Below are 14278 nucleotides of genomic sequence, written 5' to 3'. Positions count from 1 at the left end.
TCAAGTCTCCGCCTGTGAGGTCTTCTCGGCCTCCAGAAAAGCCTTGAGTGCCCGTGCAGCCCGCCCAAAATCCAAATCATCCAGCCAGCTCACCAGATCCACTTTCAGAGATTCGACTTCGAGACCGGAGCTCCCTTCAAAAAACGTTTCGATGTCCGCCTCTTCCAGAAATTCATTTTGCTCAATCTGAGCCAACAGGGTTTGCAGTTTCTGGCGCGCGGATTGACTCAAAAACGGAGAGGTCTCTGACGGTTCTGATATGACGGAGGCTTTCGATGTCTCGTTCTGACCTTCTCCGGTTTCTGCTTCCGCCGGATGCGACACCGCGCGATCCTGAAGCGCCTGCTCGGTGGCTGCGAACGCAGAGGCCAGCCATGCCATTTCCTGCGCCGTTGGTACCTGTGCGCTTTTCAGTCTCTGGTCCACGGGTTTGCTGGCTTCAAACAACCTTGTCAAAGCCAGATTGCCCGCCACGCCCTTGAGACTGTGGTTCAACTGCTGCGCAGCGTCTATGGCCGTGCGGTCTTGGGGGGCCATCGCCTTCAAATCGGCCACCAGTGTATGGTAGTTCTGCTGGAACTGCAAAGCCACTTCCTGCAGCAATTTCTCGTACAGCTGGCGATTGCCATTCAAATTCGCCAGACCTCTGGCCTCGTCCACAACCGGCATGGAGTCGAATTCAGACTGTGCCATTGTGGGGGCCTCCTCTGGTTTCGTCATGTCTCTCTCGCTCTCGTCTGATGCCGTGGCCATTTCCGCATCCGGGTCGTCTGTAGCGGGCAAAAACGCCGAAAGACTGTCGTAAAGGCTGTTCAACTGCAACGGCTTGCCCACATGATCGTTCATGCCATGATTGAGTGCCTTTTGGCGGTCTTCTACCATGGCCGCGGCGGTCAGAGCCACAATCGGCAGAGTCTGGGCATCAAAGCCCAGTTCCCGCAAACGTCGTGTGGCCTCATAGCCATCCATTTCCGGCATCTGAATGTCCATCAGCACCAGATCAAAGCGGCCCGATCGTCCTTTTTCCACGGCTTCGCGTCCGTTTTCAGCCAACTCACAGGTCAGGCCCAAGCGCATCAACTGGGCCTGCGCCACCTGCTGATTGATGACATTGTCTTCCACCAGAAGCACATGCCCCTGCAGCGTGGTAACATGCTGGGCATCCTGACTGCGCTCGGCTTCCAGCAGATCCGCGCCACAGGGGGTCATCGGCAGCGAAAACCCGACCTGTGAGCCCTCGCCATACACACTGTGCACCTCTATGCCCTCCCCTCCCAGCGCCTGCACCAGACGCTGACTGATCACCAGCCCCAGACCGGTGCCACCGTGCGAACGCGTGGTGGAGACATCGGCCTGCTGGAATGGCTGGAACAGGATGCCTTTCTGGCTTTCGGTCAAGCCAATGCCGGTGTCTTCAATCCAAAACCGGACCAACGGGGTTTCTTCGGTTTGTGGCACCTGACGGGTCTCGGGTTCGATCGTCAATGTCACCCGCCCCGAAGCCGTAAACTTGATCGCATTGCCAATCAGATTGGTCAGAATCTGACGCAGGCGCATGCAGTCCGAATCGTAGGCACCTGCCAGCTGATCACTGACCCGAACATCCAGTTCCAGACCTTTGTCGATTGCCATGGGCGCAAACAAACTGCGCAGATTGGCTGCCAGTTCTCTCAAGCAGAAAGGCGCGGGATCGATCAGCAGCTTGCCCGCCTCAATTTTGGAAAAATCCAGAATGTCATTGATGATGCCCAGCAACTGCCGCCCGGAATGATTGACCTGGTGCAGATACCCTTTGAGCTTGCCGGTATCCTCTGTGGCCTCGCCCAGTTCGCTCATGCCGATGATGCCGTTCATGGGCGTGCGGATTTCATGGCTCATATTGGCCAGAAAATCGGACTTGGCCTGGTTGGCGCTTTCAGCGGCTTTTTTGGCGGCTTCCAGTTCGGCCTGATAGGTTTTGATCTGAGTGATGTCCCGAAACACCGACAAAAGGTGGGCGTCACCTTGAATATCAATCAACTTGACGGTGACATGTATGTCCAATAGATCACCATTTTTACATCGGTGTTGGGTCTCAAAATCATCGTAGCCATTCTCTCTGATCGCTTTGACGTGCCCGGCCACCTCTTCCGGCGTTTCCATCACCTCAAAATCCGAAATGGTCAACTGCTCAAATTCGTCGGCACTGTACCCCAACTGCTCGTAGGCACGACGATTGAAGCGGACCGGGCGATGGGTCTCGGTGTCAAACAACACCGTGGCATCCGGGTACATTTCAAACAGGGTCCGAAAATGGGCTTCGCTTTCTTCCAGCGCTTGCTGTGTCCGCTTTTGCTCATCAATCTGGGTGTGCGTACCCATCATTTTTATGGGCTGGCCACTGTCGTCAAACTCGGTATTGCGTCCGCGCCCTTCAATCCAGACCCAACCGCCAGACTGATGCTGTACCCGAAACTGCTGAGTAAAACTGCCAAGCTGCTCAATCTGTTGCTGTACCTGAGCAAACATCCGATCCCGGTCTTCGGGATGCACCATGCCGGCAAAACGGTCCAGAGTCACGGCAAACGCCTGAGGCGCATAACCCAGCTGGGTGAACATTTCGTCGGTCCAGACAATGTTGTCGGTCAGCAGATCCCAACTCCAAAGTCCGGTCTGCGCGGCCTCCATGGTCAATCGGTAACGATTCTGCGCTTCTTCCAGCGCCAACTGCTCCCGCTTGCGCCCGGTGATGTCAAAAATATAGCCATGCCACAAAATCGAACCGTCATCCAGTTTTTGCGGCACCGCCTGACCGATTACCCAAATGATGTCACCGGACGGCAGGCGCACTCGATATTCCTGTTGCCACTCGGTCAGGGTTTCTGCGGAATGACGGATGCTTTGTTCAACACTGCCTCGGTCATCCGAATGAATGGCCTGAAATACCGCATCTGCGGATTCTTTCGCCTGCTGGGCGGTGACGCCGTAAATGCTCTCAATGCCAGTGGTTGCAAACGGAAAGTGGCTGCCACCATCCGGATACAGCCGAAACTGATACAGGACGCCGGGGACATTTTCGGCCAGACGAAACAGACGTTCTTCGGCTTCGTGCTCACGGTCCACGTCTGTGTGCGTGCCCACGACTCTGAGAGGCTTGCCTTCGGCATCGCGCTCCATGACCCGACCGCGGTCCAATACCCAGATATAGCGCCCGCTTTTGGTCCGGACGCGATGAGTGTTTTCGTAAAATTCGGTTTCACCGGCAAAGTGCCGATTCAGATCCGAGTAAACCTGTGCCTTGTCATCCGGGTGTACGCGCTTGTCCCATTCTTCCAGACTGGAATCGATTTCGTCTTCTTCATACCCCAACATCTGTTTCCATCTGGGTGAGAAAAAAAACCGATCAGTACGAGCGTCCCAATCCCAGACGCCCTGACGAGTCCCTTCCAGAACCGCCCGCCAACGGGCTTCCGCGTTTTTTAGATCCGATTGTGCATCAATCAGATCTGTCTGATCCAGCAAATAGCCATAAATTTCCTTGACCTCACCCGCCTGGTCATACACAGGGCGCGTGTAATCAAAAAACCAACGTGCGCGTCCGGTCTTGTCGATCAAACGGTAATGCTGCTCCCAGTGAGGTTTTTGCTGTTGCAGAAACTGAATCACCTCCGTTTCCACGTCGGCATAATCGTCAGGGTGCACCAGCTCGGAATAAGGCCGTTTTTCAGACACCAGTTCATTCGAAGAGTAACCCAGCACGGCCTCCACATTGGGCGTCACAAAGCGAACCGGCCAACCGTCTTCGGCGGCCCAGACAAACACCACCACCGGCCCGGCAGCAAACATGTCCACTTCGGTTCTCAGACGCAGTGCTTCCTGATGCAGGCGTTCGTGCCAGCTTTCAAACACGGTACTGACAATGTCGCTTTGATGCAGCACGCCCTGTACCTTATCGCCATTCGTCACGACCAGGTGTTTGATGCGATGTTGACGGGCAAAGTTCAGCGCGTCTTTGACAGACGTGTCACCGGGCAGGGTTTTCAAAGGCCGGGTCATAAACTCGGACACCGGCTGACGCCAGTGGGTGTCTTCTTCCAGCAGTGCCACAATTTCACTTTGGGTGATGATCCCCAGCGGCGTCTTTGCCGTGCCGACAATCGCGGCAGAGTCGTGATGTCGATGCAGTCGCGCAAACACCTCTTCTATCGGCAGATCCACAGGCACGAATTCGGCAGATTGCGCCTGGAGAAACTGCGCAATCGTACGGGTTCGCGCCAGTGTTTCCGGGTCCAGATTGGCCAGCAAATCCGAGTAACTGACGATGCCCGTCAGCTTCCCAGCCTCATCCAACAGACACACATGCTTATCCGGATGGTTTTTCAGGACGGTCAGAGCATCGTTGACATGGTCCTGTGGCGACATCACCGGCACATCATTCAGGTAAATCTCGTTCAGTGGCGTCGCGAAGTCCATGCCCTTGAGCTTGAGGTCGATCAGTTCACGCGGGGTGATGATGGTGTGACGATCGCCATCGATGACAATCACATCACGGATATTGTGCGCATACATCTGATGCACGGCATCCTGAATGGTACGACTGGCGTCGATGGTGACCACTTGCCGGGTGGCAATGGCCTCAAGCTTGGGAAAATAATTCATAGGCAAGACCGGGCAAAACGCTTCTTAAAATTTGGATGGGCTTGGCGTTGCATTGACAGACAGAACTCAACTGTAACAACCCGGTGCATACTAGGGGTTCTTTTGTGAAGCTGTCAACCAATAATCATGCTCGCTCAAATGACGCACAACGCAAACCGACTACTAAGTACCCATCTTACAGAAAATACCGAACAAAACGAATCAATTGCTTAAATAGGTTTTTTATGCCAGTTAAAATAATTTTATGCATTAACTTCTTGGCATAAACACTGCTTTCAACTAGACTACCAACTAGACAGAATTCATACAGGCTAACACAGTCTGTATAAGTTTTTCACAAAGGCGATCATGTTATGCGCAACAACCAACCTGTCAACGACCACGAATACCAGGTCAAAGAAGGCCAGATACTGGTATCCAAAACCGATCTGGCCGGCACCATACTGGAATGCAACGACGCCTTTGAGGCCGCCAGTGGCTTTACCCGGGCGGAATTAATCGGCCAACCGCACAACATCATCCGCCACCCGGATGTGCCGTCGGCCGTTTTTGCCGACATGTGGCAGGACCTGAAGCACGGTCGTCCCTGGACCCAGTTTGTGAAAAACCGACGCAAGGACGGGGGCTACTATTGGGTCAAGGCCCAGGCCACACCTTTGTTTGAAAACGGTCGGGTCACCGGCTATATGTCGATTCGCAGTTGCGCCACCGAGGCGGAAAAACAGGCCGCCGCTCAGGCGTATCAGGCCATTGCCGCCGGCAAAGCCGGAATCCGCCATGGTCAGATCACCACCGGGCCGTCGATGCCAAACCTGAACCCTTTCACCCGCTTGTCGCCCGTCTGGCTGCTGGCGGTGATCGGCGTGATCTTTTCGGTGATCCCCACCGCTCTGGCCACAGCAGGCCTGGTCAATTTTGCCGCCGAAGCCTCTCTGGTGATGTCGCTGATCCTGCTGGGGGCCATGGTGGGATATGGCCGTTTTGTGACCCACACAATCGACAACGCAATCGGCAATTTGCGCCGGATTGCCAGCAAGCAGAATTTGCCGGAAAAAAACTACGACCCAACCACCTTCTTTGGAAAATTGCGCAATGCAGAAGTGTCTTTGAACCTGGCCTTTCTGGAAAGCCGGGAAGAAAGTGCCTATCAACTGGATCAGGCGCAGCAGATCAAGCTGGCCATGGATAAGATGCAAACCAACGTGATGATGGTCGACCATGATTACAACATCATGTACCTGAACGATAGCATGAAAGCGTTTTTTGCAGCGGGTGAAGATAAAATCAAGGAAGTGGTCCCGGCGTTCGATATGGCGACCATAGAGGGCGCGAACATTGATCTGTTTCATTCGACGCCCTCACACCAGCGAAAAATGCTGGATGCCATGAAAGAACCGGACAGCATTACTTTAACGCTTGCCGGCATTCACTTGAAGCTGAATATGATCCCGATCCACAACCGTTCAGGCGTTCGCACCGCCATGTTGGTGGAGTGGATTGATCGCACACAGGAAGCCCAACTGCTGGACAGTGTGCATCAGGTTGTCGGCCAGGCTCAAAAGGGACATCTGGGCAGACGCATAGACTTGAGCGATGTCGAAGGGGTCGCACACGATTTGAGCCACTCCATCAACGATCTGCTGGACGCCATACAGGATGCAATGAACGAAGTGGTTCGGGTGACGACCGGCATGGCAGAAGGCGACCTGACACAGGTGATCGACAAACCTTATGAAGGCGAACTGGGCGAACTGAAAGAAGCCGTCAACAGCTCCATTTCACGTCTGGACGGCATTGTCTCCGTGGCCGTGGAAGCGGCCAAAGTGGTGGATTCGGCTTCACGCGAAGTGTCGCAGGGCTCCACAGACTTGAGCGACCGAGTGCAACAGCAGGCGGCGGCGATTGAGCAGACCTCGGCCACCATGGACGAGATGAACGCGGCCATCAAAAACAACACCGACAACGCCAATCAGGCTTCCAGCGTGGCCACAGACGTTCAATCCAAAGCCAGAGAAGGCTCGGAAGTGATGACCGAAACCATTGAAGCCATGGGACAGATTCAGGACTCCAGTCACAAAATTTCGGAAATCGTCACCATGATTGACAGCATCGCGTTCCAGACCAATCTGCTGGCTCTGAACGCCGCGGTCGAAGCCGCTCGTGCCGGTGAGCACGGGCGCGGCTTTGCCGTGGTCGCGGGGGAAGTCCGTTCCCTGTCGCAAAAATCGGCCGAGGCCGCCAAAGACATCACCGCGCTGATTGATGAAAGCACCAAGCGCATTGATCACGGCACCAAACTGGCGTCCAGATCAGGCGAGTTCCTGAACACCATTGTCGGCTCGGTGGACGAAATCACATCCATGATCAAAGACATTGCCAAAGCCTCCAATGAACAGGCCACGGGCATTCATCAGGTTCACGATGCCATTACCGACATCGATCAGGTTACTCAGCAGAACGCGGCACTGGTGGACGAAACCACAGCCGCTTCCAAAAGCATGAGCGAACAGGCTAAAATCTTGTCTGACGACATGGCCTATTTCAAAACGACCGGCAATGCCACTTCCGCGCCCGGACTCACCTACCGGAAACGGGATTGAACCCCGGCCCTGGTTTTCGTGAGTTTGGCGTCAGCCCCGTCAAACCATTATTTCAGATTCAGAGAGACAACTTTATGACACAGGTTCGAGCAGACAAATCCGGCGATACGCTCACCCTCCACCTGCCGAAAACGTTCAATATGACGACGTATCATGATTTCAATGATGCCTACAAGGATCACATTGAGTCCACGGCGCTCTACATACTGGATTTTTCCATGACCGACCATCTGGACAGTGCCGCTTTGGGCCTGCTTTTGTTGCTGCGGCAACGGGTCGGACAGAGCGGCAGGATTCAACTGGTTCACTTATCCGACTCGGTACAGAATGCCCTGGAAATCGCCCAGTTCCAGAAACTGTTTGAGATCCCGGAAATACGATAACCAAAGCCAGGCTGAAACGACGTCACCATTCCGGTTGCACTGAGCGGGAATTAGCCCTGTTAATTGAGCAGGGAAAACCTTATAATGTGCGTCGATGTCACGCGCCCATAGCTCAGCTGGATAGAGCGTTGCCCTCCGGAGGCAAAGGTCGGGGGTTCAAATCCTCCTGGGCGCGCCATTTCCTTTTCCCGGTTTTTCCTTCATACTCCGATACAATCCCTTTCCCGTTCAAATAATGACCAGGCCTGGTTAACCCGAATATTTCATGAATTTGCACCGACCTCGCTTGCCCCTTGATTCCACAAGCAATATTTTCTCAGTCGGTCGTAATCATGGATACGACGCTTCTTCGAAAATTTCCTTGTGAAAACAAGTTCCTGTGCGACCTCAGCACAAATTCATGAAACATCCGGGTTAAAACACCTTTATACAAAGCAAATCCCTTTATTTTTGCCGCGTTTTTCGGTATGGTTGGTGCCTCTGGATAGGGCTGGCAAACGGCCTGTCACTGCCAGTCATTCACCGCCAAAAAAGGCGCGATTATTGCATGATGCATCGAATCATCCACTCAGGTTTTGTCCACGCCATCGGTTTGCTGGCGCTGTTGACCGTGACCTCGCCGGTTTTGGCGGAAGCCGTCAAGGTCGTGGCCTTCTCACAGGACGACATGACCAATGACTGGCGCCATCAGCAGGTGATGGACGTCCGCAAACATCTGGCCCACCGTGAAGACATCCAGTTCATCCATCGCGATGCGGGCGGCAATACCGCCGTGCAAATGCAGCAGATCAAGCAATTGATTGCGGACAAGGTGGATGTGCTGATTGCCAGTCCCCGTGAATCACGTGGCCTTTCCGAAGTGATCAGAGAAGCCCATCAGGCCGGCATCCCGGTGGTGCTTCAGGGGCGCAAAATCGACTACGACGCCTATACCACGTTCATCAGCCCTGATAACCAAGCCATTGCCAAAGAGGCCGCCGGTTACCTTAACCAGACCCTGCCAGAGGGCGCAAAAATATTCATGCTGTCCGGTGTGGCAGGCAATTCGGTCACCCGCGCCCGCACACGTGCTTTTCTGGACACGCTGAACCCTGATTTCAAAGTGATTGAGCGTCGGGGCGATTTTATCCGTTCCCGGGCATTGGTGGCCACTGACCAGTTGCTTGAATCCGGTGAGCGCTTTGCCGCCATTTACGCGCACAGCGACAGCATGGCGATTGGCGCACGTCTGGCCCTGCAAAAGCATGGCATTGATCCGGCCGACCTGGTGATCGTGGGCATTGATTACATTCAACCCGCCAGAGAGGCCTTGCTTGCGGGGCAACAGAGCGTCAGCTACACTTATCCCACCGGCGGCAAACAGGGCGCGGCCATTGTGGAAAAAATTCTCGACGGTCAGCCCGTCCCCAAGCAGGTGACCATTGAACACCAAATGGTCACGCCCGAACTGGCCAATCAAGTGGAGCCGATCTTTTGATGCCTTTGCACTCTCTTCGCACACAGTTCAGTCTGTTCGTGGTTTTGATCACCCTCGCTTCATTACTGGGGCTCGGCGCGTTGTTTTACCACTCGCTGAAAACCTACCACCATGATCAGGCACAGGCGCAGATGAATTCCGGTTTTTATGCGTTTGAAGAAACCCTGTCCAAACTCAAGGCCAACCTGATCGTGGCCAAGACCGGGCTTTACCAGCACCAGAGTTTTCTGCCCAGCGTGCGCGTGATTGAGGAATACGAAACCCCGCAAAACGCACAGGCCTATCTGTTTGACCACGAAAAAGAAGAGCTGACCCAAAACCTGAATGAGGGCTTTTTACTGGGGCGCTACCAGCAGGCTTATCTGTTCAAGCCCAATGGCGATCTGATCAGTTTCTTTCAGAACCACAGGGCGCAAACCCTGTATGGCTATCAGCCCGGCGGCCATCAGACGCAGACGCTGCGCTTCAAAAGCCGGAATGAACGCCCCACTTCCGAGGTGTTCCAGGACGCTGAACGGATTTGGGCGCAATCGGAAGACGTCCTGATCTCCGCACAAACCCCCGCCAGCAGCCAGGCCTTTTTTCTGACGGAATCGCCCTTTCAACCGGATGACTGGCTGATGGCTTCGGTCAGCCGCATTCAAACCCTGTCGGGTGAACCCGCCGGTCGACTGGTGCTGATGGCGTCCCTGGCACCTTTGACCGATGACAAGCTGTTTGACGACCTGAAACTGGCGGTCTTTGACCAGAAAACCGGCCAGCCGATCGTTCACACCGACACCAGACTGCCCTTTCAGTGGGAAGAGGTGGCCAAATTGCCGCATGACGGTCGCCTGATCGAAACCCAGTACGGCCTGATTCAGCATTTCGAAGCCGCATTCGGCCAGCGCCAGCTGGAAGCGGTGTTTCTGTACCCCACCGACCTTTTCAATCAGGAGCTGCAACAGGCCTATTCGGCTCTGTGGTGGTCGCTGATCGCATTGATTCTGCTGGTTTTGCCGCTCAACTACGCGGTCTTTCACCACACGCTGCATCGCCCCCTGTCCAAACTCATGCGCGGCATTGGCCGAATCCAGCAAGGCGATTACCGGCACAAAATCGATGTTCGCAGCAAAAACGAAATGGGGCAGCTGGCCAATGCCTACAACAGCATGGTCGATGAAATTCAGGCTCGGGAAGAAGACCTGAAAATCTCGGCCAAAATGTTTGAATCCAATGTGGGCATGGTGATCACCGACCCCCACAACATCATCATTCAAGCCAACAAAGCCTATGCCGCCATGGCCGGCTGGTCGGTTCGGGAGCTGATTGGGCAAAAACCCAACCTGTTCAAATCCGGTCGTCATGATGCGGCCTTTTACCGGCAGATGTGGCAGCAACTGACCCAGGATGGCCATTGGTCGGGCGAAATCTGGAACCGGCGCAAGAACGGCGACATTTACCCTCAGTGGCTGACCATCACCGCCGTCAAAAACGATCAGGGCGAGGCCACCCATTATCTGGCAACGGCTCAGGACATTACCGACAAAAAGGCCGCCGAAGAACAGATCACCCAGCTGGCGTTTTACGACCCCCTGACCCATCTGGCCAACCGGCGCAAGTTGTTTTCGCAGCTGGACGCACTGCTCAAGCAGCTGAAAGCCGAAAACCGCCATGCGGCCGTCTTCTTTATTGATCTGGACGATTTCAAGGACCTCAACGACAGCCGGGGGCATGAAATCGGCGATCTGTTTCTGTTCAAAGTGGCCGAGCAGTTGCGTACCGTGATGCCGGAAGAAGACCGCCTGCTGGCCCGTCTGGGTGGGGACGAATTCGTGGCCGTCTCGCTCAAGGACCTGCCGGAACAAGCCTATCAGGCCCAGGGACTGGCGATCCGCCGCGCCCTGAACAGCCCGATGGAGCTGGAGGGCAAAACCTACCGTTCCAGTCCCAGCATTGGCATGGTGGTGATCACGCCCGAGACCGAGGACGTGACCGAAATCATGAAGAAAGCCGACCAGGCCATGTATTACGCCAAACGTTCGGGCAAAAACCAACTGCAGATCTATACCGACGACATTGATCTGGCCGTACAGAAGAAAAAGCAACTCCAACGCGACATCGATCTGGCGCTGGAACAGGATCAGTTTGTGCTTTACTACCAACCTCAAATCGGGCCGGAAAGCGCTCTGGTCGGGGCCGAAGCCCTGATCCGCTGGCACCACCCTGAGCGCGGGATGGTGCCACCATTTGACTTCATCCCCTTTGCCGAAGAAACCGGGCAGATTGTGGCCATCGGCGACTGGGTGATTCAATCGGCCTGCCGCCAGCTCCAGGCCTGGTCAAAACAGCCCGAAACCGCGCATCTGACTATTGCGGTGAATGTCAGCATCGACCAGTTCATGCAGGACAGTTTTGTTAGCAAAACACTCAAGGCATTGCATCAGGCCAATGCCAATCCGCATCAGCTGGAACTGGAACTGACCGAAAACGTGTTCATCACCCAGCCCGACCTGATCGGCCAGAAAATGGCCGAGTTGCAGGCCGTGGGCATCCGCTTTGCGCTGGACGATTTCGGTACGGGTTATTCGTCCCTGTCGTACCTGAAATCCCTGCCGCTGGACCAGCTGAAAATCGACCAGACCTTTGTGCGCGACCTGCTGGACGACGAAAACGACGAAGCCATTGTCACCACGGTGATTTCACTGGCCAAAACCCTGAAACTGGACGTGATCGCCGAAGGCGTGGAAACCGAGGCCCACCAACAGCGGCTGGCCGAACTCGGGTGCCACGCGTATCAGGGCTTCTACTACAGCAAGCCGGTACCCGCCGACGACATGATTCAGAACCTGACCTGAAACGCTCGAATCGGTGCCTGTTCCAAACGTCCAGAACACCCGGCTCCAGAAAAACACACACTGGCACCGTGCGTTTGAGTCGCCGATGCGTTTGCGTTAATTTGAGGATAGCTGGAAAAGGGATCGGGGAAAGCCGTCGGTGTTCAAACCGACGGACGGACAACACGGCGATGACCGATGGCCATACGACGCAATGCTGAACAACGGAATGTCAGCGACGTCAGTCGCTTCTGAGCTCGTGCCAAAGGCTTATTGAATCAAGTCCTTGATCTGGCGGGCGATTTGCGGTTGGTCAAAGTCACGACCGCCAATGGCACGATAACGGACCTTGCCTTCGCCATCCATCACATACGTGGTCGGCAGACCTCTGACCCGCCAGGCGTCAACGGCCTCACTGTTCTGATCAAGCAGAATCGCAAAATCCGGCATGGGATCGATTTCCCCCAAAAACGAAAACACGGTGTTTTCGTCCTCCCCCACATTGATGGCCACCACGCGCGCCAGGGGCTGACCATCACGGTCTCCGGCTTTGCGTAACGTCTGCTCCAGCCGTGCCAGTGACGCCATTTCTTCGCGACAAGGCGGACACCAGCTGGCCCAGAAATTGACCACAACCACACCGCCTTTGGCCACCAACTGGCTCAATGACTGAGCGGTGCCGTCCAAATCCGGCAAGGTCGTGTCCGGAGCTTGCCAGGGGTTCGCCACCGCATTCATTGGCTTGTCATGGTCCTTACCGGCGGCCTGAGCATGGCCAAACGCTGCCAGCAAAAACAATCCGATGAAAGCACTGAGCCATGGCCGGCTGGTCAAATCGGATTTTAACCAGGCCTGGTCAAAAATGGTTTTGTCGTCGATCATACAAACGTCCTTTGTGGCTCTGTTCAGGGAGCACAGGTCAGTGAATGGCGGGTCAGAGTCTGGGGCTGTCCAGACCTTTGCCAGCGCAGAGTCACCGACAATTCGGTGCCCGATGCCACTGGCAGAGCCAGCATGCCCTGATTCCAGTCCTTGGGATGATAGGTCTGTTCCGCCGGAAACTGGGCCCAGCGAAACGCCACCCTTGGCCCTTTGGCAATACCGGCTTCACGCATCTCTGCCAGCCATTGATCGGTGGGTTTCGGTTTGACGGACTGGCCATCGGCCTGCTGCCATTGCCAGTCAGACTGGTCCAATGTCAGCGGGGCCGTTTCGTGCGTATTGCGCAGAATCACAGAAAACACACAGGCCGACCGATACGCCTCAATCTCCGATTCACTGAAACCGCGGTTAAGATAAAACGCCGTCACCTGTTCCGAAGGCAGCGGCGTGATCTCAACCGACACTCCCTGCTGTGATGCCGACTGTGCCAAGGCAGGCGGTGCCAGCGCACACAGCACTGTCAGTCCCAGTGATTGCCACCATTCAGTCGGCCAGCATTTAGTCGGCAATGAATTGCTCCGTCTCAATCGCGATGTCCTCGTTGAAGAAATCCCGGAAGAAGTGATCGGCGCCGTCAAGTGTCACAGTGGTCACCAGATCCTGCTGTTCGGCGACGGGGGCGATTTTTTCGGGCAAATCCGCCACGACATTGTCTTCCGTACCCATGATCACCAGCGTGGGCACAACCGGGTTCTGCAGCAACGTCGGCGTGTCAAACTGTGGACGCTGGGCGTAGTAATCCACAAAGGCTTCTGCGGTCACATTGGTGTCTTCACAATAAATGAAGTCCTCGCCTTTCATCACTTCGTCGCCCTTGCCTTGTTTCACTAACGCTTCGGCCTTGTCCAGCACGGATTCCAGCGCCACACCGTATTTCTTTTTGTAGTCGGCAGGCGACTGCTGCTCGCCGGTGGCCGGAGCAACCAACACCAGGTGTTTCAAACTGGGGCGCTGCGCTTCCGAAGCATACCAAGCGGCCTGGTTGCCACCGCGGGAATGGCCCATCAACGTAATGTTCTCCGCGCCTTTGTTTTCGAGCCAGCCCATCCACAGGCCCAGTTCTTTCAGAGCATCGGTGTGTTTGTGGGTATGGGTGGTCGCACAGTCATACTCGCCGTGACGGTCGTCCACCCCCAGCGACAGATTGATCGCCAGAGACGTCATGCCGTAGGCCTTCAGATTATTCTGCAGTTGCGCATAGGTGGAACGTTCGTTATGGGTCAAGGTGCCGTGCAACAAAAGCACCACATCGCCCTGATAGCCGTCATCGGAAAGCGTCAGATTGGCATTGAGCGTCTGCCCGTCCAGGGTCTGTTTCACTTCTTTTTCTTCCGCCTGAACCGCCCAGGTCGACAAAGACAAAACACTGCCCAGCGCCAATGCGGCCAGACGTCGAGTATATTTCAATGATTGCATCGTAAT

At 55.1% G+C, this 14278-nt stretch carries 8 protein-coding genes and 1 tRNA gene; 5 read left to right on the top strand and 4 right to left on the bottom strand.

Annotated features, from left to right (window positions below; translation table 11 throughout):
• Window positions 1-4638 carry a PAS domain-containing protein gene (locus A377_RS12790; RefSeq protein ID WP_019895750.1) on the bottom strand — a complete coding sequence of 1546 codons (4638 nt, stop codon included), beginning with the start codon at window positions 4636-4638 and terminating at the stop codon, window positions 1-3.
• Window positions 4639-4991: 353 nt separating this feature from the next.
• Between A377_RS12790 and A377_RS0107985 the strand changes: the two genes are divergently transcribed.
• The 5 genes from A377_RS0107985 to A377_RS12785 all read left to right on the top strand — a co-directional run bounded on the left by A377_RS0107985 (window position 4992) and on the right by A377_RS12785 (window position 11935).
• Window positions 4992-7238, top strand: a complete 2247-nt coding sequence (locus A377_RS0107985) for a methyl-accepting chemotaxis protein (protein WP_019895749.1) — start codon at window positions 4992-4994, stop codon at window positions 7236-7238.
• A 74-nt stretch (window positions 7239-7312) separates the two neighbouring features.
• The gene (locus A377_RS0107980; RefSeq protein WP_028485381.1) at window positions 7313-7621 is read left to right on the top strand and encodes an STAS domain-containing protein; all 309 of its coding nucleotides are present in this window, start codon (window positions 7313-7315) and stop codon (window positions 7619-7621) included.
• Between the two features lie 101 nt (window positions 7622-7722).
• Window positions 7723-7799, top strand: a tRNA-Arg gene (locus A377_RS0107975).
• A gap of 369 nt (window positions 7800-8168) precedes the next feature.
• Complete coding sequence (locus tag A377_RS0107970) at window positions 8169-9098, top strand: substrate-binding domain-containing protein (protein ID WP_019895747.1); 930 nt, start codon at window positions 8169-8171, stop codon at window positions 9096-9098.
• A complete protein-coding gene (locus tag A377_RS12785; RefSeq protein ID WP_019895746.1) occupies window positions 9098-11935 on the top strand; it encodes a putative bifunctional diguanylate cyclase/phosphodiesterase in 2838 nt (945 codons plus the stop codon). The genes A377_RS0107970 and A377_RS12785 overlap by 1 nt, the downstream gene beginning before the upstream one ends.
• A 249-nt stretch (window positions 11936-12184) precedes the next feature.
• Here A377_RS12785 and A377_RS0107960 read toward each other — a convergent pair whose 3' ends face one another.
• From A377_RS0107960 to A377_RS0107950, 3 genes are read right to left on the bottom strand one after another with little or no spacing between them, the layout of a single operon-like run.
• Window positions 12185-12796 carry a TlpA family protein disulfide reductase gene (locus tag A377_RS0107960; RefSeq protein ID WP_019895744.1) on the bottom strand — a complete coding sequence of 204 codons (612 nt, stop codon included), beginning with the start codon at window positions 12794-12796 and terminating at the stop codon, window positions 12185-12187.
• Between the two features lie 23 nt (window positions 12797-12819).
• Complete coding sequence (locus A377_RS0107955; RefSeq protein ID WP_157760798.1) at window positions 12820-13365, bottom strand: hypothetical protein; 546 nt, start codon at window positions 13363-13365, stop codon at window positions 12820-12822.
• A complete protein-coding gene (locus A377_RS0107950; RefSeq protein ID WP_019895742.1) occupies window positions 13355-14272 on the bottom strand; it encodes an alpha/beta hydrolase in 918 nt (305 codons plus the stop codon). The genes A377_RS0107955 and A377_RS0107950 overlap by 11 nt, the downstream gene beginning before the upstream one ends.
• Window positions 14273-14278 lie beyond the last annotated feature (6 nt).

This window comes from Hydrogenovibrio halophilus DSM 15072, from assembly GCF_000384235.1.
GTDB classification, from domain to species: Bacteria; Pseudomonadota; Gammaproteobacteria; order Thiomicrospirales; family Thiomicrospiraceae; genus Hydrogenovibrio; species Hydrogenovibrio halophilus.
This window is presented reverse-complemented; position numbering and strand designations above follow the sequence as displayed.

Coding starts and splice junctions, on each gene's coding strand:
- A377_RS0107970 (WP_019895747.1), top strand. CDS start 8,169: ATGATGCATCGAATCATCCACTCAGGTTTTGTCCACGCCATCGGTTTG.
- A377_RS0107960 (WP_019895744.1), bottom strand. CDS start 12,796: ATGATCGACGACAAAACCATTTTTGACCAGGCCTGGTTAAAATCCGAT.
- A377_RS0107985 (WP_019895749.1), top strand. CDS start 4,992: ATGCGCAACAACCAACCTGTCAACGACCACGAATACCAGGTCAAAGAA.
- A377_RS12785 (WP_019895746.1), top strand. CDS start 9,098: ATGCCTTTGCACTCTCTTCGCACACAGTTCAGTCTGTTCGTGGTTTTG.
- A377_RS0107950 (WP_019895742.1), bottom strand. CDS start 14,272: ATGCAATCATTGAAATATACTCGACGTCTGGCCGCATTGGCGCTGGGC.
- A377_RS0107980 (WP_028485381.1), top strand. CDS start 7,313: ATGACACAGGTTCGAGCAGACAAATCCGGCGATACGCTCACCCTCCAC.
- A377_RS12790 (WP_019895750.1), bottom strand. CDS start 4,638: ATGAATTATTTTCCCAAGCTTGAGGCCATTGCCACCCGGCAAGTGGTC.